The following is a 21157-nucleotide window of genomic DNA, read 5'->3' on the forward strand; positions in this document are numbered from 1 at the left end:
TTGTGGAATACCTGCGTGAACCCATGAAGCTCCTGCTCTCCTCCGCCTTCGTGGCGCTGGCGCTGCCTTGTGCTGCGCAAAACGGCCACCCGGTCGGCAACATTAACCGCTATCTCTCGAATTCCGCCCGCACCGACCTGATCGGGCAGGACATGTGGACCACCCTCAAGGAGATGGGCGATGACCGGGTCGGCAAGCCTGACCTGGTGGAGTCCGGGCTGCCGCAGGTGCCGGAGGAAAACTGGGGCCGCCCGCATCCCGGGATGCAGGGAGTCTTCTGCGCCGGTCACCAGACCCCGCTGCAGGACATCATTTCGCTGAACTGCTCGGAACAGCTCGTAGTCACCCGCCACCAGTGGACGCCGGCCTGGTCCCAGACGCGCTACCGCTCGCTGCCGAATTCGACGCCTGGCAGTTCGCCGTTGGCCGGCTTTCTCTCGCTGAAGGAGACCAAGTGCATCACGCCGGAGGATGTCTTCGTCGGCGAATTGGAGATCCTCAATGACCAGCGCGAGGCGGGGACCTTCGGTCTGGAGCTCTTCCATCCGCAGCTCACGAAGGATGGGGAGGAAGGTCACGTGACCTTCAGCGCCACCACCAACGTCGGCGGCATCGCCAAGCAGGGTGGCCGTGGCTGGGACGTCAATGGCAGCGGATGGCTGGGCACCAAGGGCAACCTCGCCTTCGGCAAATCCGTGGTCATCCCGCCACAGAAGATCCTCAAGATTCGTTATGCCTTCGCGATCGATCACGTGGAGACCAATGACTCACGCGAGCGCGTGGCGGCGGTGCTTGCCGAGGCCGATCCCTTCCAGCGCAGTGAGGCGGCTTACAACGAGTGGTTCACCAAGAACGTGCCGGCCTTCCAGACCAGCGATCCGGACATCCTCAAGCTCTACTACTACCGCTGGTTCCTGGTGAAGCGGGCGATCCATGATCCCAAGCGCTTCATCGCCGGGCATCCCTACAAGCGGCCTTCGATCTACGAGAGCCCGATCGGTGATTGGTTCTGCGCGGTGATCGGCCTGCCGATCCCGGTGCAGATCCAGGAGACCCGCTGGCTGCGCGACATCACGCCCGGCAAGAACCAGATCCTGAACTGGGCGGAGAATGTCCACCACCAGTACCGCGACTATCTCCAGTTCACTCCGGCCGCGCTGTGGAACTTCTACAAGATCCACCCGGACCCGGAGATCCGCGCCGCGGTGGCCCAGCCTGCGACGGACTATGCGTGGAAGGATGTGCCGGTCCACGGCCAGCCACAGCTGCCGGTGCAGGAAGGCAGCTGGCCTACCGGCGCGGAGTACCAGCCGAATTTCTATCAGTTCACCAAGCCCGATGCCTGGGACTGGCGTCACGATGTGCAGGGTGCCAAAGAGGGCTTCCCCTATGCCAAGTCGGTGCGCCTCGACAAGGCGGCCTTCACCATCGCCAATCTCTATGGTGCGGCGAACTTCATGGAGGAGCTGGGCAATACCAAGAGCTTCACCGATTCCCGCAATCAGGCGGACCGCATGCTGAAGACCATCGAAGACAAGCATTGGAAGGACGGCTTCTTCTACGCCGCGGATCCGGACACCTATGCCCTGGCCGACAAGGCCGCCTGCTATGACGGCTTCCTGCCCTTCCTCTTCGGCATGGTACGGGACCCGCAGTACTTTGGGGCCTTCGACAAGTTTTTCGATCCCGCCTGGTTCTGGTCAGACTACCCGATCACCACGGTGGCAAAGAACAACCCGATGTACTGGAGCGGCAATGCGATCGCCGGCCCCACCGCATCCAGCGTTGGCGAGCCGCACATCTACCCCTGCTGCTGGAATGGCCCAATGTGGAATTACAACAACAGCGCGATGTGCGAGGCCCTCGGCTCGGTCGCTTCCTCACCCGGCGGCGAGCGCTTCCGCGAGGGCTGGCTCGAGTTCCACCGCCGCTGGTCGGACAGCCACTTTGTCTATGGCGACCGCTCGGTGCCCTGCGCCATGGAGCACCTCCGGCCGACCGATGGATCGAACTTCCGCCGCCAGGTCGTCGACTACTTCCACAGCGCGTGGCTGGATTCCACCTTCAGCTACTGGGCTGGCATCCGCGTTTCCGACAAGAGCGACAAGGTCACCTTCGATCCCTTCACCAAGGAGGACTTCACGCTCCGCAACGTGCCTGCCGGTGGCCGTGAGCTGAGCTTCGTGCAGGAATCCGGGAAGCGTCGCATTCTCGATCCCACCGGCAAGATCCTCGTTGAAGGAGCGGGCCCACTCGAGATCCCCACGCGCTGAACAAGCACCACGATGAAGAACCCGGCATTCCTCCTCTTCCTCTTCCTCGCGTCTTCGGCACATGCTGAAACCGCCCGCTGGGCAGATTCCTCGCTCCCCATCAAGGACGGCCTCGAACTTTGGTTCGACGCCTCCCGTGAAAACGAAGCCCGCGAGGCCCACTACATGAACCGTCTCGCCGAGGGCCAGCACATGGAGTTGTGGCACGATTCCTCCGGGCACTCGCGGCATCTGGCGCAGTGGTCTTCCTCTGCGCGGCCCGAATGGCGGCACGGCGCGGTGTTCTTCGACGGTGATGACTATCTCGCCGCGCTGCTTACGCCCGGCATCCAGGCGAAGAATGCTACGATCTTCATCGTAGCAGCCCCCGACCGCGCCGCGGGCGATTTCCCCGCCTTCCTTAGCACCGCCCGCCGGGATGAAAACGATTACACCAGCGGCTTCTGCATCGACCTCGGCCGCGAGGCCTCGCCGCAGGGAACGATGCACTACCTGAATGTCGAAGGCGCAGGCCAGTTCAAGGAGACCAATCTCCTCGTTGCCCCGCTCTCCATCGAACACGGGCATCTCTTCTCCGTCACCTCAGCGCCGGGCGGCACCCGGGTTCGCGCCGATGGCAAGGACCAGGGCCGCCGCGATCGTGGCGATGTCGCCTTCCTCGCAGACCGCCTCGCCGTCGGCGCCCGTTTCGTAGAGCCGGAGATGCGCCACTTCTTCCACGGCGCGATCGCCGAGATTCTCGTCTTCGACCGCAAGCTTGAGGACCCGGAGCTCACCCGCATCGAAGCATGGCTCTCAGCGAAGCACGCCGCCTTCCTGGACCCCGCCGCACCGCACGAGTCCACCCTGGTGCCGGACAAGAATGCACCCGAGGTCCAGATGCTGGTCCCCGGCTTCCGCGTCGATGAGTTGCCGATCAAGGTCACCAATCTCAACAACATCGAGTATGCCCCGGATGGCCGTCTCTTCGCCGGTGGCTACGATGGCCGCTTCCATCTCCTGCGCGACACCAATGGCGATGGGCTCGAAGACAAGCTCGATACTTTCGCACCCGACAGCTCTGACAACTATCCGGTGGGCATGGTCGTGAAGGACGGCATGCCCCACGCCCTGCTCGCCGATGAGATCGTGCGCTTCCGCGACACCAACGGCGACGGCATCCCCGACAAGCGCGAGACCGTGGCAAAGGGCTGGGACGATCCCACTCTGCAAAACGACCCGCTGCTGATGCACCGCCGTGTCGATAGCGCCATGGCCATCACCACCGGCCCTGACGATAGCTGGTATATCACCATGGGCAGCGCCAATCCCGGCAACGGCTACTGGCAAAAGGCCGAGGGCGATGTCTGGGCACCCGATGCCGTGAAGACCGGTGCGCCCCTATATTCTCCCGCCAAGCGCCGCGGCTGCCTCCTCCACATTAGCAAGGATGGCAAGGTCGAGCAACTGGCCAGCGGCCTGCGCTACATCATGTCCCTGCAGTGGGATCAGCGCGGCGAGCTCTTCGGCACGGATCAAGAGGGCGCAACCTGGCTGCCGAATGGCAATCCCTTCGACGAATTGCTCCACCTCCAGACCGGCCGCCACTATGGCTTCCCGCCGCGCCATCCCAAGCTGCTGCCGGATGTCGTCGATGAACCCAGCGTCTGGAATTTCGCGCCGCAGCACCAGAGCACCTGCGGCTTCCGCTTCAATGGTCCGGCCAAGGACCGCCCGCGCTTCGGCCCGGAGTTCTGGGCGCACGATGCGATCGTCACCGGCGAGTCCCGCGGCAAGCTGTGGCGCACTTCCTTGGCACCTACCGCCGCGGGCTATGTGGCAAATACCCAGCTCTTCGCCGCCGTGGGCCTGCTGATCACCGATTGCGCAATCTCGCCGCAGGGTGACCTGGTCATCTGCTGCCACTCCGGTCCGCCTGATTGGGGCAAGGGGCCTGCGAGCGAAGGCAAGCTCTTCAAGATCCGCTACGTCGATCCCGCCGCCGCGCAGCCGGTGCTAACCTGGGCCAGCGATGAAAGGACCACGGTGGTCGAATTCGATAGGCCGCTGCCGCCGGAGACCGCCCGCGATCTCACCGCCCGCCTGCACATGGAGTGCGGACCCTGTGTGTCGGCCGCGGATCGCTTTGAGGCCATCCGCCCCGGCTATGCCGTGGTCCGCGCGCAGATGGGCCAGGCACGCTACAATGTGCCGATCGTCTCGGCCAAGCTGGCCCCGGATCTCCGCAGCCTCGTCATCACCACCGCGCCACGCAGCAAGGCCTTCGGCTATGCGCTCACGCTTGATACCCCGCGCCGCGAGCCGGGCCTCAAACAAGTGGACGCCATCGATCTCGCCTACACCCTGAACGGCTTGGATGCCGCCTGGGAGGGAGCCAAGGGCAGCGCATGGGGCGGACGCTTGCCCCACCCGGACTTCGGCGTGGTCCGCGAACTCAGCCGCGGCAGCGCCTCGCAGGCCGAGGGGCTCAGCCATCTCGCGGAACAAGGGATGTTGAAGCTCCGCACCCGCCTCGATCTTTCCCACATGCTCCAGCCCGCCACCCAACCGGGCTCGAAGCTCGACTACACGCCCGCACCGGAGGTGATCACCATCACCTTGAAAAGCGATGTCCCGCTTGAGCTCGCAGGTCCCGGCCTCGAGGTCCGTGGCAATGGCACTACCGAGACCAGCTTCACGAGGACCATTTCGGGTGATCCTCGGCAGGATCTCAGCATCAGCTTGCCGACTCCCGCGACGAAGCTGGAAGTGAACTTCCACACCGCCATCGATCCGCGGCCACGCGCGCTCGGCACCGGCCGTTTCCTGATGCCCTTCGCAAAGGCCCCGGAGGAGATCCAGATCAAGCAGACAGTCGTCCCCGAAATCGCTGGCGGCGACCGCGAGCGCGGTCGCCAGCTCTTCCTCGGCAAGGCCGCCTGCTTCACCTGCCACCAGTTCAATGGCGAAGGCCACGCCGTAGGCCCCGATCTGAGCAATACTGTTCACCGCGACTACGCCGTCGTCCTGCGCGACATCCAGGATCCCTCCGCCACGATCAATCCCGATGCCGTCGCCTACCAGATTGAGCTGAAGGACGGCAGCGCCGTGGCCGGGGTGCGAATCGGGGAGACCGCCAGCACCCTTAAACTCGCGATGCCCGGCGGGAATGTCTCGCTTGTGAATAAGTCGGACATCAAGGCCACCACGGTGCTGCCCGGCTCACTGATGCCCCCGGTCTGCTCGGCGCGCTGAGCGAGCAGGAGGTGAAAGATCTCATGACTTTCCTGCTGCATCCGGCCTCGGAGAAGGATCACTGAGCATTCCGAGACTGTATCCTTTCCCTTCCCGGGAACTGCGCTATACTTGCGCGGTTTCATGACGGGCTCCCCGATCGCACTCGCAGTTTACGTCGCCCTAGCCGCACTCGCGGCATGGGGGCTGGTGCTGCTGCTCTTCTACCTCGTGCGCAGGCGGATCGTGGAAGACTACGAGAAGCTCGGCCAAGCCAGCTCCGAGGAAATGCTCGGCGAGCTGGAGAGCGCCTACGCGCCGCGGCAGACCGTGCGCATCCACACCCAGGTGGAGTACCTGCCCTTCGTCTTCGAGAGCATCCGCGAAATCACCGAGAACGGCTTCGACGACAAGCAGATGCTCTCCCTGCTCGGACGGATCGAGATCCACCGCCCCCACGAGGTACGGCAGGCCGTCTTCCCGATCGAAGTCTCCGGCAAGCGCAGCGACCTGCACTTGCGCTGGTCCCGCGATCCCAGCGACCGCATCGAGCTCTCGATCACCGCGGCGCCGAAAATCGCCCGCGCGCTGCGCGAGCAGAAGAAGAAGATCCCCAAGGCGGTCTTGGCCAAGTAGCGCAACGATTCATATCCAAGTCCGGGGCGGGCAGCAGTTTCGCTTTCCCCGGCCAAGGGCGGCCGCCTAGCTTGGCAGCATGAGGCTACTGGCTGGGATTCTCTTTTCGCTCCTCCTGCTCCCCCTCCATGCCGCCGTGAGCCGTGGGGAGATCGGCGGGGCGAAGTTCATGATCGCCACACCGGAGAAGTGGCAGGGCAAGCTGATCCTGATCGCGCACGGATACTACCCCGAGGGTGACAAGCTCGAAGCGGACTTCGACGAGACGCGCGGCTTCCGCAAGGAGCTGATCGATCAAGGATGGGGCATCGCCCAGACCAGCTACCGCCGCAACGGCTGGATCATTGAGGACGCCATCGCCGACCTGAAGGCGCTGCGCGAGCAGGTGGTGAAGGAGCAGGGGAAGGTCGAGCGTTGCCTCCTGATCGGCAGCTCAATGGGTGGCCTGATCGGCACGCTGAGCGCCGAGGGGGCGATGAATGGGGTGGACGGGGCGGTGTTGATCGGTGCCTACCTTGGCGATAGCGGCCGCGAGCAAAACGCCTTCTACAAGACGCTGAACTACAAGCCGCGGATCCCGATCCTTTACCTGACCAACGAGACCGAGCTCGATTATCCGCGCCGCTATCGCCAGCAGGCGGGACCGGACAAAACCGCCCTTTGGGAAATCAAGCGGCCGGGTCATTGCAACGTTTCCGAGCGCGAACGGCTGGCCGGGGTGCTGGCCCTCAATGACTGGATCGAAGGCAAGGAGATGGTCAGGGAGCGCGACGGCACCGTCCTGCCGCCCACCCGCGAGAGCACGGCCCGGAAGGAGGGCGAGAGCCTGGTGGCAAAGGTGACCGCCGTGTCCGAAGGCTTCGGCAACCTCTCCACGAACTTCGTAGCCGCCGATCTGCAGGCGCTGGGCCTGAAGCCGGGCGACAAGGCCCGCGCCCGCTGCGGGGAGAAGACGCTGGATTTACTCGTGACGCGCTACTGGAGCGAGGCTCCGGAAGGCAAGGGCTGCATCTACGTCACGCCGGAAGGCTGGCTCGGGATCGTGATCAACGGTGGCCGGGCGGAGGGAGCGCTGGGGGCCAAGAAGGAGAGTGAGATCTTGCTGGAAAAGATTCCCTGAGCTGGAACCCGGAATTCCCTAACTTCAGACAAAATCCCCCCGCGACGCTTTCTTATCTTTGAATCGTCTGCTCCGGAACCCCGTCATTTCCCCTGCCATGAAACTTCCCGTCGCATTCCTCTATTCCGCCGTTCTCGTCCTTGCCCCTGCCGCCCTGGCTCAGGATCAGCCTTCAGTCGTGCCACCGCCTCAGGCTGTTCCCACTGCGCCGAGCCCGCCGCCTGTGAGGCAGCCCCAGCCGCGCCGGGTTGTGGTTCCTCAACCGCAATTGCAGGGGATGAATCCCGAAAGCGCGGCCGGAGAATTCGAGAAAAACGTGACGGTCCGGGTGCAAGGCTCGCTTTTCGGAGCCATGCCGGTGGATTTCGCGCTCTTGGCTGGAGGACCTTCGCTCAATAGCAGCCTGCCGCTTCTCGGCGGCTCGAATGGTCCGGCCACGGTCAATCTCCAAGCCACGCTGACTCCCGGCAGCCCGTGGCAAATCGCCTTGTCGCTGGGCAGCCAGGTGCCGATCAACACCGGCCCGGGCCAGATCGAGTTCCGCGAGTTCCGGCTGAGCACCAAGGTCAAGGTCGAGGCGGGCAAGAAGGTCGTCCTCTGGCAGCAGGGAGAGGAAAAGCTGACGCTCTCGCTGGAAGAGCCGAAGGAATAGGGGAGCGGGCGCTTTGCACCTTTCGTTCCATCGCACGCCATTTTCACACGGAGAAAGTTGAAATGTGTGAGGGCATGAGATGAGATGACCCGCGGTGTCGGTTTTTGCCTGCCACCGCGTAACATCATCCTCACGACCATGCGCCCCATTGCCGTCTTGTTGGCGGGCCTCTGCGTTACCACTGGTGCCACCGCCGCACCTCGTCTCCACGTGTCCACGGCGTCCCTGACGCCCGAGAGCACGATTGAACTCGTCCTCGATCGGGCCGCCTGCGAGCCGGACCGGGTTGGCAAGGAAGCCAAGAACCCTTGGCTCGAGATCCAGCCGGCTTGGAACGGCAGCTTGTTCTGGAAGGAGGCGAACGTCCTCGAGTTCCGGCCCGCGACGCCGCCGCTGCTGGGGACAAGCTACAGCTTCAAGCTCAAGGGCAAGCACAACCACGTGGATGGCACGGCGATCCCGAACGATGATCTCGGCCGCTTCACGAGCGACCCCTTCCAGGTCGACTACGCTTCCCTGTTAGAGCGCTACGAGGACAACTGGAGCCCGCGCACCGCAGCGTATTTCCTGCGCTTCAACGCCGATGTCGCGCCGGAGAAGGCCGCGCCCTTCATGTTCTACGAGGCGGACGGCGGCAAACGGGTCGCGGCGAAGATCGAGCGCGCTACCTTCGGGCGGCTGAAGCAGCCGGGCTTCCTCGGCTACTCGTGGAGCGAGCGTTTTGCCAACCGCGGCCAAGCCCAGCCACCGCAGCGTGAGCTGAAGCCGGATCTGGCGCTACCGAATGGGCTGGTGGTCACGCCCTCGCAGCCGCTACCGGTCGGCGTGAACTGGCGCCTGGCGATGCGGGCGGGCCTGCCGGATGAGGAGGGCAAGGTGAAGTTCCCCGCCGACTCGGTGCGGCAGATCGGGAACATCGATCCTCTCAAGGTAGAGAGCCTGCAGGCAGTGGTGACGGCGGATGAACCGCGGCGGATCGTGGCGGACTTCAACATGAAGATGCCGGTGGATCTTCCCGCCGGGCTGATCTCGGTGGATCCGCAGCCAAAGAACTTCCGGATCGAGGTCCAGAACGACCAGGTCCATCTGCTCGGCGATTTTTCGGAAGACACCGAATGGAATGTCGAGATCGCCGGGGGAATGGCCTCGCAGGACGGCCGGGCGCTTGGCGAGCCGGTGTCGAAGCACCTTGCCTTCAAGGCGCTGTCCGCGGAGCTCGCGCTGGCGAGCCAGGACGAAAGCCAGCTCGCAGCCGGCACGCGCAAGTACCGCGTGCAGACGGTGAACCTACAGAAGGTCCACGTGCGGGTGAAGAAGCTGGACGCCCAGCAATTGATCCGTGCCCAGCAAGGCTACCGCCACTACACCGGCACCGGCCCGAATGGTGAGAGCATCTCGCCTACCCAGCTCCTGCCTTATGAGATGATCGCCGGGGAAACCGTGGCCGACTTTGAAATCCCTTTTGAGAACGCTCTGGATACGACCCAGCCGCTGGTGCTCGACTGGGACAAGGTGCTCAATGGCGACAAGCAGCCTTGGACCTTGGGCTTCCCCGAAGACCCGGAGGCCGTGACCCCGGCCGCCAAGGCTCCCGCCGCGCTCTTCCTGGAAATTGCCGGCACCCCGAAGGAAGGTGCCGGACCGCCGGATCAAGGCGACGAAGAAGAGGCCGCGGATGGTGAAGAACAAGCCCGGGCGACCCACGAAGAGGAGGATGGCGAAAGCGCCAAGGCGAAGTCGCCGGTGGTGCAAGCGCTGATCCAGCTCACCGACATCGGGCTGGCCTGGAAGGTGATCGATGGCGAAGCACGGGTCTTTGCCTTCTCCTGCCTTAGCGGCAAGCCACTGCCCGACGTGAATCTCACGACCTATGGCGAAGACGCCAAGCAGCTCCAGCAGGCGAAGACCGGTGCCGATGGCATGGCCAGCCTGCCGCGCGAAGCCGCAGCGCGCCACTTGCAAGCGGTGCTGGGCAATGACCGTTACTCGATCGCTTACGATACTTCACTACCGACCGTGGGCCTGTGGCGTTTCCCGGTCCGCTACTCTTGGGAGCAGACCCCGGTGGAATTCCGCAAGGTTCTCCTCTTCACGGATCGTTCGCTCTACCGCCCCGGTGAAACGGTGCACTTGAAGGGCATCGTGCGCCGCCAGAATGGCAATGCGATCACCGCCCAGCCGCAGGCCAAAGCCGAGCTGGTGGTGCTGGATCCGACCAACAAGGAAATTGTGCGCCGCCCGCTGACGGTGGCCGCCACCGGTGGCTTCGATGCGGATATCGAGCTGCCGCCGGAGAAGACCGGCCCTCACCGGATCCGACTCGAATACCCGGATGAGCTGGCCAAGCTTGAAGGCCTCGAAAACTGGTCCGAGCGCGAGAAGATCGAGACCACCGCTAGCTTCGAGCTGCCGCTGCGGGTCGAGGAGTTCCGCCGCAATGCCTTTGAACTGACCCAGAAGCTCGATCAAGTGGCGCCGGGCGCGAAGGAGGTCACGCTGCAGCTCAAGGCCGCTTACTACCAAGGCCAGCCGGTGGCAAAGGGTGGCGTGGAGACCTTCACCCACGTTTCCGACACCAACTTCTATCCGGAGAAATTCCGCGACTTCCTCTTCGGCGACCATCGCACCCAGGACTTCGGTTATTGGTACCACTACTTCGGCTACCGCTGGGACGATGACTACGGTTCGCGCCGCTCGAACAATGAGTCCGGCAAGGCCGAGCTCGCGGAGGACGGCACAGCGACTATCACCGCGAAGCTTCCCGACGGCGAGTTCCCGATGACCCGCGAGGTGAGTATCCAGACCGAAGTCACCGATGCGAATCGCCAGACCCTGAGCAAGACCGCGGAGACCACGGTGCACCCCGCTTCGGTGTATATCGGTGTCGCGCGGATCGACAAGTTGGTGCGCGCGGGCGACCGCGTACCACTGGGCATCGTGGCGGTGACACCGGAAGGCGAGAGCTTCGCCGGTGAACTGAGTGTCGAGGCCAAGCTCTCGCGCGAGGTGAATGACCAAGTCCGTCTCTCCGATGGCAACGGTGGCAGCGCGGTGCGGAATGAAGCGCGGCGTGAAGAACTCTCGACCACCACGCTCAACCTCTCCGGCGGCAAGGGCACCGAGTTCCTGTTCGCACCGCAGCAGGCCGGCCTGCACCAGATCGAATTGCGCGGCAAGGATGCGCAGGGCCGGGCCTTCGCCACCGTGGCCTCCATCCACGTCTATGGTGGCGATGAGTATCCCTGGGCTTATGAGGACGGGATGCGGATCAAGCTGGTGTCCGAGAAGAAGCTCTACAAACCCGGTGATACGGCACGCGTGCTGGTGATGTCTCCGATCGAAGGCACCGCACTGGTCACTGTCGAGCGCGAGAAGGTGCTGCGCACCTTCATGACCGAGCTGAAGGCCGACAAGCCGGTGCTGGAAATCCCGGTAGGCGATGACGATGCGCCGAATGCCTTCGTCTCCGTGCTGGTGATCAAGGGGGCGCAGGATAGCTCCCGGCAGTTCAAGGAGCCACAGCTGCGGCTCGGCTATTGCGAACTGATGGTCGAGGACCAGCGCGACAAACTGGCGGTGAAGCTCGATGTGCCGAAGGACAGTGTGTTGCCCGGCCAGAAGGTGGAGATCGGCGGCACGGTAACCGTGGCTGATGGCAAGCCCGCGGCGAATGCCGAGGTCACGCTCTACGCTGAGGATGAAGGCACCCTCGCGGTGATGGGTTACGACACCCCGGACCCGATGGGCTGGTTCTACGATCCGCGCGAGCTGCGCGTGAACTGCGGCACCACGCTCGATCGTTTCTTGGCGGAGTCGCCCGAAGAGCAGAGCTTCTTCAACAAGGGCTTCTTCGTCGGCGGCGGTGATGGCGACCTGTCCGCCCTCGCCCAGAAGGCGCGCAAGGACTTCAATCCCTGCGCTGGCTGGCAACCCGCTTTGACCACGGACGCGAACGGCAAGTTCACGGCCAGCTTCACGATGCCGGACTCGCTAACCCGCTATCGGGTGATCGCGGTGGTGCACCACGGCGAGAGCCGCTTCGGCAATGCGACGGCGGATGTGGTGGTGAACAAGCCGCTGATGATCGAACCCCAGGCCCCGCGCTTCGCGAACGAGGGCGACCAGCTCGACATCCGGGCACTCGTGCAGAATGGCTCCGACTTCAAGGGCACTTGGAAGATCACTTTCAGCCCGAGCCCGGCGGCTTCAGAGCCGATCGCCAAGCTGGCCGGCGCGGAGACGGAGAAGACGATCACGCTTGCCCCGGGCGGATCGGCACCCGTGATCTTCCCGGTGAGCTTCACGAATACCGGTGAGGCTGTCTTCACCTGGAAGGCGGAACCGGTTTCGCTGGAAGGCACGGAGCTGACGACCGTGCTGGCAAGCAAGCTTCGCGATCAGGTGGACGCACGCTTCCAAGTGACCTACCCGGTGCCGCTGCTGCGCCAGGCGAAGTCGGTGAAGCTCGCGAAGGCGGACATGGATCTGCTCAAGGACTTCGATCCCAAGCTGCTCAATGGCCGCGGCCAGGTGGAACTGGAGTTCTCGCGTTCGCTCTTGGGCGAGGCTGCGGGCTCGGTGGATTACCTGCTGCACTATCCTTACGGCTGCGTGGAGCAGACGACCTCCTCGATGATGCCGTGGTTCGCCGTGAATCAACTGCGCGATGCGGTGCCGGCCTTCTCGAAATATCCACCCGCAAAGGTGAAGGCCGCGCTGCAAGGCGGCGTGAACCGCCTGCTGACGATGCAGATGCAGGACGGCGGCTTCAGCTACTGGCCGGGTGGCCGCGATGTAGTGCCCTGGGCCTCCGCCTACGCCGGCCTCGGTTTGGTCATGGCGGACAAGGCCGGAGCGGATGTGCCGGCATCGTCGATCAATTCGCTGTGCACCCACCTTGAGACCGCACTCCGCGGAGCGGGCACACTGCAGTCGGCCTCCGAGCTGGAGACGGCATGCCGCGCCACCTGGGTGCTCTCGCTCGCGGGCCGCAAACCGGATGCCTATATCAATACGCTGAAGGGCCGCATGGCGGATCTCACGCCGCGCGCGCGCTGCCTGCTCGCGATCGCCACGAAGACAGCGGGCATGGCTGATCCGGGCGCAATCCTGCGCGACAAGACCAAGCTGCGCATCCAGGACGATTCGTGGATGCCGTGGGATGCTGACCAAGCCTTCGAACTGCTGGCCTGGTCGACCATCGATCCCGAGTCGACGCAAGCGACCGCCGCGCTGGAGCAATTGATCCGCGACCGCAATCCCTACGGCAACTGGAACACCACTTGGGCGAATGCCTGGTCGCTGCTGGGCTTGGCGAGCTACGCGCAGAACCACGATGAGAAGCAGGCCGCCACGGTGACGCTCGCAACCGCCGAGGGACCGAAGACGATCACGCTGAAGTCGGGAGAGCCCGCGGTGGCGATGGACTTCCCGCTCAGCGGCGGACTGAAGCTCGCGGCCAGCTCCGATCAAACGGCGCATGTCCGGATCAAGCTCTCTTCCAAGCCTGAGCTGACCCCGCAAATCCCGGTTGCCAAGAACGGCATGGAGATCACCCGCTTCTATGAGCGCGTGAAGCCCGATGGCACCAGCGAACCGCTCGGCGAGGCGAAGCTCGGCGACTTGGTGCGGGTGACACTGGAAGTCCTGATGCCACAGCGCGACGCGCGCTATCTCGTGATTGAGGATCGCCTGCCCGCGATCTTCGAGGCAGTGAACAACGACTTCGCCAGCCAAGCCGCGAATGGCAATGCCGGCCGCACCTCGGAGAACAACTGGGCGATCTCGCACAGCGAACTCCGCTCCGACCGCGCACTGTTCTTCTACGACCGCAGCTGGAGCGGCGGCCGCCAGAAGATTGTCTACCTCGCGCGCTGCACCATGCAGGGCAAGGCGGTAGCGCCGCCGGCGAAGGTGGAGTCGATGTATGATCCGGACAACACCGCACTCTCGGCCTCCCGCGCGTTCTAACTACAAGGAGCGAGGACCTTACTGTCCCCGGAACGGTCCCCAAGAGCTGCCCGCCTACCGGTGCCAGCGACAGCAAGGTCGCTGCTCCTTATCGCTTCGCCCGTGTCCCGCAAACCCCGCCGCTGGTTCCTCCGCAAGCGCCTTCTCCTCCCGGGGATGGCGCTGGCGGCGGGCTTGTTTTGCTGGTTCCTGTTGCCGCTCTGCATTCCCCTGCCCGCTTCGCTGTCGGAGAACCCAATGGCCTCGCCCGTTCTGTTAGACCGGAACGGGCAGCCGCTTCACCGGCTGGTGCTGCCCGATTTTACCCGCAGCTCGCCGGTCGCACTGGAGGAGATTCCGCCTGACCTGATCGCTTGCACCTTGGCGGCGGAGGACCGGCGCTTTCGCTCGCATGGCGGCGTGGACCTGCTCGCCACGGCACGCGCGGGGAAGGATGCCCTGTTGCATCGCCGCGCCGTCTCCGGCGCATCGACCATCACTCAGCAACTCATCAAGCTGTCCTCGCCTCCTGCCGAGCGCGGGCTCCGCACGAAAATCCGGGAAGCGCTGCTGGCACGGCATCTGGAGATGAAGTGGAGCAAAGACCAGATCCTGGTCGCCTACCTGAACCGTCTCCCCTACGGCAACCATCGTAGCGGCCCGGCGGAGGCAGCGCGCTTCTATTTCCAGAAGCCCTTGTCCGATCTCTCGCTGGCGGAAAGCGCCTTGCTTGCCGGCCTGCCGCAACGCCCCAGCTTCCTGAACCCGATCAAGTATCCACAGCGTGCGATCTCCCGCCGGGATGTCGTGCTGGGACGTCTCGCCAAGCTGGAGAGCCAAGATCCGAAGACCATCTCCGCAGCGGTTCAGGAACCACTCCAGCTCCGCCCGCTGCCGGAGAATCCAGTCGCGCCCTGGTTGCCAAATGCTTTGGCGACCTGGGGTAATGGCGAAGTACCCCGCTGCACGATCGACCGCGACCTGCAGGCGGATGTGGAGACCATCGTCCACGAAGAACTCGCGAAGCTGACAACTTCCAATCTCAAGCACGCAGCGGTCGTCGTCCTCGACAACCGCAATCGCGAGATCCTGGCCCTGGTCTCCTCCGGCAATTGGCGCGATCCGAACGGCGGCCAGATCAACGGAGCACTCGCCCCGCGCTCACCCGGCTCGACCCTCAAGCCCTTCACCTGGCTGCTCGCCTTCGAGAAGGGCGGACTCCACCCCGGCTCGATCGTCGCCGACATCCCGACCCGCTTCCGCACCGAGCAGGGCCTCGACGCGCCAGAGAATTTCGACCGCAGCTTCCGCGGCCCCGTGAGTGTGCGGGAAGCCTTGGCCTGCTCGCTCAATGTTCCGGCGATGCGCGCCTTGAACGAAGTCGGCGGCCCCCGACCGCTTCACGAGCTGCTGCTCGGCCTTGGCCTTAACAGCATCGGCCCCGACTTCCGCGCCTACGGCCTCGGCCTGACCCTCGGCAATGCCCCGGTGCGCCTGATCGACCTGACCAATGCTTACGCCACCTTGGCCCAAGAAGGTGAGCATCGCCCGGTGGTCCTCTTCCCCGCCCTCAAGCAAGAGCCGCCGCAAAAGCTCTTTGAGCCTCAGCCCGCCTACCTGATTGCCGACATCATTTCGGACCCTATCGCGCGCGCGCCCTCCTTCGGCCGCAATGGTCCCTTGGAAATGCCCTTCCGCTGTGCAGCCAAAACCGGGACTTCCTCCGACTTCCGCGACAACTGGTGCCTCGGCTACACCGCCGAATACACGGTCGGCGTCTGGGCCGGAAATTTCGACAACTCGCCGATGAAGCAGCTTTCCGGCGTAGCCGGTGCCGGGCCGATCTTCCATCGCACGATGGAGCGTCTGCACCGCGACCATGCGGCAATCTGGCTGGAACAGCCGCCCGGGCTGATCGAAGTGAAGGTCGACCCTCTGACGGGCAAGAGTTCCGCGACCGGTCTCACCACCTTGGTGCCTGCCGACCGCCTACCCCTCCCCGCCGCCACCACCGACCGGGATGCCGAGGGCAAGGTCCTACTGGACCCCACCTACGCCGAGTGGCTGGGCTCGGCGCACAACCGCCGCCGCTCGGAATTTGCCCTCGCCAGTGACCAAGCCTCGCCGCTGCCCCTGCGGATCCTCGCTCCGCGCGAGGGCAGCACCTACATTCTCGACCCGGAGCTACCGAATGGCGGCCTGCTCCACCTCGCGACCAATCTTCCCGGACTCGCCGATTGGTCCAGCAGCACCCTGACCCTGAGCCCCGGCCAGCCGGAACCGGTCGCCCGCCTGACCCCCGGCCAGCACACCCTGATCGCCACGGACACCCGCAGCGGGGCCAAGCACGAGGTACGGATCAAGGTCGAGCAGCGCTAGGCCTGGGCCGCCAGGTGGACAAAGTTCTCCTTTGCCAAGTGATCCGCGGTGACAAGTCTTTGCCCCGGAAGCAATACGTCCGTTTCTCGCGCGTATGATGGTCCGCACCCAAGCATGCCTCAGCCCCTCTCCACCTTGTTCGCCTGCGTGCTCTTGCTCGCACCGCCCGCGCTCCTCGCGCAGGGCAAAGCCCCCGCCGTGGCCGTCGCGGCGGAGTCCTTCACCGTGAAGCAGACCCCGATGGCGACCACGGTCAACACGGTCGGCACCCTCCGCGCGAATGAAGCTGTCGACATCGTGGCCGAGCTCACCAAGCGACTGGTGAAAATCGAGGTGGAGGAAGGTGCCCAAGTGGCCAAGGGCGACGTGCTCTTCGTGCTCGATGACGCCGACTTGACCGCCGAAATCACCGAGATCGACGCCAAGCTCAAGCTCGCCCAGGCCAACGAATCCCGCACCGGGACCTTGCTACCCGAGAAGGCGATCAGCCGCCAAGCGTACGATCTCGCGAAATCGGAGCTCGATATCTTCAAGGCCCAGAAGGCCACCAAGGAGGTCGAATTGGCCAAGACCAAGATCCGGGCTCCCTTCGCCGGCAAGACCGGTATCCGCCACGTGAGCGAGGGCGCTTTGCTCAATCCCGCCACGGTGCTCATGACCCTGCAGGATCTCTCCCGCATCAAGGTCGATTTCCCCCTGCCCGAGCGCTACGCTGCCGAGGTCAAGGTCGGCCAGAAGTTCAGCTTCACCGTGGCCGGCAATGCCGAGCGCTTCGAGGGCCATGTCCAGGTCATCGAGCCCGCCATGGAAGCGACCACCCGTAGCCTGCAAGTCCGCGGGATCTGCGACCAACCGAAGGGCCTGTTCCCCGGCGGCTTCGCGGAGGTGACACTCAATCTCGACACTCTGGAGAATGGCTTCGCGATTCCCAGCGAGGCCGTAGTGCCTTCCTCACGCGGGCAGGGCGTCTATGTCGTGAAGGACGGCAAGGCCGAGTTCCGCGATATCCAGATCGGCATCCGCAGCTCAGGCCAGGTGCAGGTCCTGCGCGGCCTCGCCGAGGGTGACCAAGTCCTGACCACCAACCTGCTCCGCCTCCGTCCCGGCGTCGAAGTCAAAACCGTCGCCCCCTAGTTTTTCGGAGTCGTGAGTCTTGCCGAAACCAGCATCAAGCGACCTGTCCTCGCGACGGTCATGGCATTGGCCATCGTCCTCTTCGGGATGACGGGCTTCTACTTCCTCGGCGTCCGCGAGTACCCCGCGATCGATCCGCCGATCGTCTCAGTCCAGACCACCTATCCGGGCGCGAATCCGCAGGTGATCGCGTCCCAGATCACAGAGCCCCTGGAGGCGGTGATCAACGGTATCTCCGGCATCCGCACGATGTCCTCCGAGTCCCGCGAGGAGCGCTCCCAGATCACCGTCGAGTTCACCCTCGGCACCGATCTCGACAATGCGGCGAACGATGTGCGCGACCGCGTCTCCCGCGCGACCCGCAGCTTGCCCGTCGATGCCAATCCGCCGGTGGTGGAGAAGGCGGATGCGGATTCCCAGCCGATCATCTTCCTCTCGATGTCCAGCGACAAGCGCAGCATCCTGGAGGTCAGCGATCTCGCGGACCGTCTGGTCCGCGAGCGGATGGAGACCATTCCCGGGGTCTCGTCGGTGCGGGTCACGGGTGAGAAGCGCTACTCGATGCGCCTGTGGATGGACCCGGTGAAGCTCGCCGTCCATGGCCTGACGCCGCTCGATGTCCAGAATGCGCTCAACGCGCAAAATGTGGATCTTCCCAGCGGTCGCCTCGAGGGCAGCACCACAGAGCTATCCCTTCGCGTTCTCGGTCGGCTCAGCACCACCGAGGACTACGAGAACCTCATCATCAAGGAGGAGGGCGGACGCCAGATCCATTTCCGTGACATCGGCTATGCCGAGCTGGGCGCGGAGAACCTGCGCACCGGCACCAAGCGCAATCTCATCTATTGTATCGGCGTCCAGATCATCCCCCAGCCGAACACGAATGCCATCGCCATCACCGATGAGTTCTACAAGCGCTTCGAGCAGGTCAAGAAGGAGATGCCGAGCGACGTCGCCGTGGAGGTCGGCTATGACTTCACCCGCTTCGTGCGCCGCTCGGTCATGGAGGTGAAGGAAACCCTCCTGATCGCCTTCGGACTCGTCACGCTGATCATCTTCCTCTTCCTCCGCGATTGGCGCTCCACCCTGATCCCGGTCATCGCGATCCCGGTCAGCATCATTGCCGGCTTCTTCATCATGTATGTCGCCGGCTTCTCGATCAATGTCCTCACCTTGGTCGCGATCGTCCTCTCCATCGGATTGGTCTGCGACGATGCGATTGTCGTCCTCGAGAACATCTACGCGAAGATCGAGGCAGGCATGCCGCCGTTGGAGGCCGCGATCAAGGGTTCGAAGGAGATCTACTTCGCCGTCATCTCGACCACCGTCGCACTCGCCGCGGTCTTTCTGCCGGTGATCTTCCTTTCCGGCCTGACCGGCCGCTTGTTCCGCGAGTTTGGCATCACCCTCGCCGGTTGCGTGCTTGTATCCGCCTTCGTCGCGCTAACCCTTTCGCCGATGATGTGCCGCTTCATGCTGAAGCGGCACGATCCCAACAAGAAGGGGTTCTACCACCTCACCGAGCCGATCTTCACCGGCCTGAGCAAGGGCTACCGCGGCACGCTCGGGGCCTTCCTCAAGGCACGCTGGCTTGCCTTCCTGATCCTCGCCGGCAATGCCGCGCTGATCACTTGGCTCATCCAGGTTGTTCCTCGCGAACTCGCGCCGCTCGAAGACCGCGAAAACATCCGCATCAATGTCACCGCGCCGGAAGGCTCCAGCTACGAATTCACCGAAAGCTGGATCGACAAAATTGCCACCTATGTGGGCGACAAGATTCCCGAGACCTCCCGCACCTACACCATCATGGGTGGCGGCGGCAGCTCGGAAGCGAACGTCGGCGCGCAGAACATCTACCTGACCCGCCCCGAAGAACGCAGCCGCAGCCAGACCGAGATCTACAAGAGCATCGTGGAGGACATGAATGCCTTCACCGGCGTTCGGGCTTTCGCCACGCAGCCGCCGACCATCGGCGACCGGCGTGCCGGGCAGCCGCTCGCCTTCGTGCTCCAAGCTCCGAATCTTGAGGCACTGATCAAGGTGCTGCCCAAGTTTCTCGAAGAAGCCAACAAGAGTCCCGTGCTCCGTCAGGTGGATACCAACCTCAAGATCAGCCACCCCGAGGGGATCATCACCATCAACCGCAACAAGGCCGCGGAGATGGGCATCTCCGTCGAGCAGATCGCCCGCGTCCTGGAGTTCGCCTATTCCGGCCGCCGCTTCGCCTACTTCCTGAAGAACGGCAAGCAGTACCAAGTCATCGGCCAGATGCAGCGCCAGGACCGCAATGATCCGGGCGATCTCAAGAAGCTCTTCGTGCCGACCAAGGCGGGAGCCATGGTCTCCCTCGACAATCTGGTGAGCTTCGAGGAATCCGCCAGTCCCGCCGCGATCTTCCGCTTCAACCGCGCGGTCTCTGCCACGATCCAAGCATCTCCCGCCGCCGGCAAGACCCTCGGAGATGGCATCGACGCGCTCAAACAGGTGGCCGCCGACGTTTTGCCGGAAGGCTTCCGCACCTCCCTCGCCGGTCAGTCGCGTGACTTCGCCGAAAGCTCCTCCAGCCTGCTTTTTGCCTTCATCCTGGCACTGGTCATCATCTACCTCGTCCTGGCCGCGCAGTTCGAGAGCTTCATCGATCCCTTCATCATCATCCTGACCGTGCCGCTCTCGCTGGCCGGGGCGCTGCTGACGCTGCACTTCACCGGGCAGACGCTGAATGTCTTCAGCCAGATCGGCATTATCATGCTCGTCGGCATCGTCACCAAGAACGGCATCCTCATCGTCGAGTTCGCGAACCAGCGGAAGGAGCAAGGACTGAAGAAACTCGAAGCGGTGCTGGATGCATCCGTCGCCCGTCTTCGACCGATCCTGATGACCAGCCTCGCGACCATCCTCGGCATCCTGCCCATCGCGCTCTCGCTCGGCGCCTCCGCGGGCTCGCGCCAGTCGCTGGGCATCGCAGTGGTAGGTGGATTGATTTTCTCCGGCTTTCTCACGCTATTCGTCGTGCCTGCCGTTTACGCGGTCTTCTCGCGCGAGCACAAGCCGGAGGAAGTGGTCTTGGACCAAGCGGCGGAGATCTGAGCTGCTACCACGGCCATAGTAGGAATTCCCCTCCTCCACCGGGAACCGCAGCACCGAAAGTCGCCAAGCGCCACTTGCGAAAAGCGCCCCCCAGCATCCTGGTTCTCGCGGTACGGTTTGTTCATGCTAGCTTGGAGATAGCCGTGAAACAAGCAGGCTCCATCCCTCCCATCGAGGTGAAGGTCTCGGACATGCTCCAGCTCTTCAACTCGATGGACCCCTCACCCTTCCACGAAAGGGACCTTGATGACGATGCCGAGGAGTTCATCGTCAGTTGGGCGCGCGAGCATCCAGCCAAGACGGTCATCCGCATCGTCATCCACCTCGCCAAGCCGCCGCCTGACACTGCCGATCCACAAGGCTTGGTGGAGACGTCCCTGCGGCACTTTTTCGAGTACCGCGAAGGCATCGTCCGCCGCGAATTGAAGCAACTCTTGCGGGAAGGCCGCACTGCCTTGCTGATCGGCCTCGCCTTCCTCGCCACCTGCCATGCCGCCGGCACCCTATTCACTCCCGGCCCCGGCACTTGGCACGGGATCCTGCGCGAAGGCCTGGCAATCCTCGGCTGGGTCGCCATGTGGCACCCGCTCGAAATCCTACTCTACCGATGGTGGCCTCAACTTCAGTCCGCCCGCCTCTACCGCCGCTTGGCCGATGCGGAGGTCGAAGTTCAGATCGCGCGCTGATCAATTTGCTCTTTGTCCCAACGAGTCA

General features: G+C 64.0%; 10 protein-coding genes. All 10 read left to right on the plus strand.

Annotation, left to right across the window (positions count from 1 at the left end):
- The first annotated feature begins 23 nt into the window (after positions 1 to 23).
- Positions 24 to 2273: a hypothetical protein gene (locus BV071_RS14865; protein WP_035608614.1), complete on the plus strand. Its 2250-nt coding sequence runs from the start codon at positions 24 to 26 to the stop codon at positions 2271 to 2273.
- 12 nt (positions 2274 to 2285) lie between these two features.
- A complete protein-coding gene (locus BV071_RS14870) occupies positions 2286 to 5507 on the plus strand; it encodes a c-type cytochrome (protein WP_035608617.1) in 3222 nt (1073 codons plus the stop codon).
- Positions 5508 to 5630: 123 nt separating this feature from the next.
- Positions 5631 to 6122 (plus strand): hypothetical protein, encoded by a 492-nt coding sequence (locus tag BV071_RS14875; RefSeq protein WP_035608619.1) that lies wholly within the window; start codon positions 5631 to 5633, stop codon positions 6120 to 6122.
- Between the two features lie 79 nt (positions 6123 to 6201).
- The gene (locus BV071_RS14880; protein ID WP_035608621.1) at positions 6202 to 7242 is read left to right on the plus strand and encodes an SAM hydroxide adenosyltransferase; all 1041 of its coding nucleotides are present in this window, start codon (positions 6202 to 6204) and stop codon (positions 7240 to 7242) included.
- Positions 7243 to 7339: 97 nt separating this feature from the next.
- Positions 7340 to 7894, plus strand: a complete 555-nt coding sequence (locus tag BV071_RS14885) for a hypothetical protein (RefSeq protein ID WP_265594459.1) — start codon at positions 7340 to 7342, stop codon at positions 7892 to 7894.
- Between the two features lie 138 nt (positions 7895 to 8032).
- Positions 8033 to 13864, plus strand: a complete 5832-nt coding sequence (locus BV071_RS14890) for an MG2 domain-containing protein (RefSeq protein ID WP_265594460.1) — start codon at positions 8033 to 8035, stop codon at positions 13862 to 13864.
- A 102-nt stretch (positions 13865 to 13966) separates the two neighbouring features.
- Positions 13967 to 16222: a penicillin-binding protein 1C gene (gene pbpC / locus BV071_RS14895; RefSeq protein WP_265594461.1), complete on the plus strand. Its 2256-nt coding sequence runs from the start codon at positions 13967 to 13969 to the stop codon at positions 16220 to 16222.
- A gap of 114 nt (positions 16223 to 16336) precedes the next feature.
- Positions 16337 to 17356, plus strand: coding sequence for an efflux RND transporter periplasmic adaptor subunit (locus BV071_RS14900; RefSeq protein ID WP_081886008.1), 1020 nt, complete (start codon positions 16337 to 16339; stop codon positions 17354 to 17356).
- Between the two features lie 12 nt (positions 17357 to 17368).
- Entirely contained in the window at positions 17369 to 20443 is a 3075-nt protein-coding gene (locus BV071_RS14905) for an efflux RND transporter permease subunit (protein ID WP_035608628.1), read from the plus strand.
- 143 nt (positions 20444 to 20586) lie between these two features.
- Positions 20587 to 21129: a hypothetical protein gene (locus BV071_RS14910; protein WP_265594462.1), complete on the plus strand. Its 543-nt coding sequence runs from the start codon at positions 20587 to 20589 to the stop codon at positions 21127 to 21129.
- Positions 21130 to 21157 lie beyond the last annotated feature (28 nt).

This window comes from Haloferula sp. BvORR071 (genome assembly GCF_000739615.1).
Lineage (GTDB): Bacteria > Verrucomicrobiota > Verrucomicrobiia > Verrucomicrobiales > Akkermansiaceae > Haloferula.

Excerpts from the sequence above, each read along its gene's own strand:
- BV071_RS14865 (WP_035608614.1), top strand. The coding sequence starts at position 24 with ATGAAGCTCCTGCTCTCCTCCGCCTTCGTGGCGCTGGCGCTGCCTTGT.
- BV071_RS14870 (WP_035608617.1), top strand. The coding sequence starts at position 2,286 with ATGAAGAACCCGGCATTCCTCCTCTTCCTCTTCCTCGCGTCTTCGGCA.
- BV071_RS14875 (WP_035608619.1), top strand. The coding sequence starts at position 5,631 with ATGACGGGCTCCCCGATCGCACTCGCAGTTTACGTCGCCCTAGCCGCA.
- BV071_RS14880 (WP_035608621.1), top strand. The coding sequence starts at position 6,202 with ATGAGGCTACTGGCTGGGATTCTCTTTTCGCTCCTCCTGCTCCCCCTC.
- BV071_RS14885 (WP_265594459.1), top strand. The coding sequence starts at position 7,340 with ATGAAACTTCCCGTCGCATTCCTCTATTCCGCCGTTCTCGTCCTTGCC.
- BV071_RS14890 (WP_265594460.1), top strand. The coding sequence starts at position 8,033 with ATGCGCCCCATTGCCGTCTTGTTGGCGGGCCTCTGCGTTACCACTGGT.
- BV071_RS14900 (WP_081886008.1), top strand. The coding sequence starts at position 16,337 with ATGCCTCAGCCCCTCTCCACCTTGTTCGCCTGCGTGCTCTTGCTCGCA.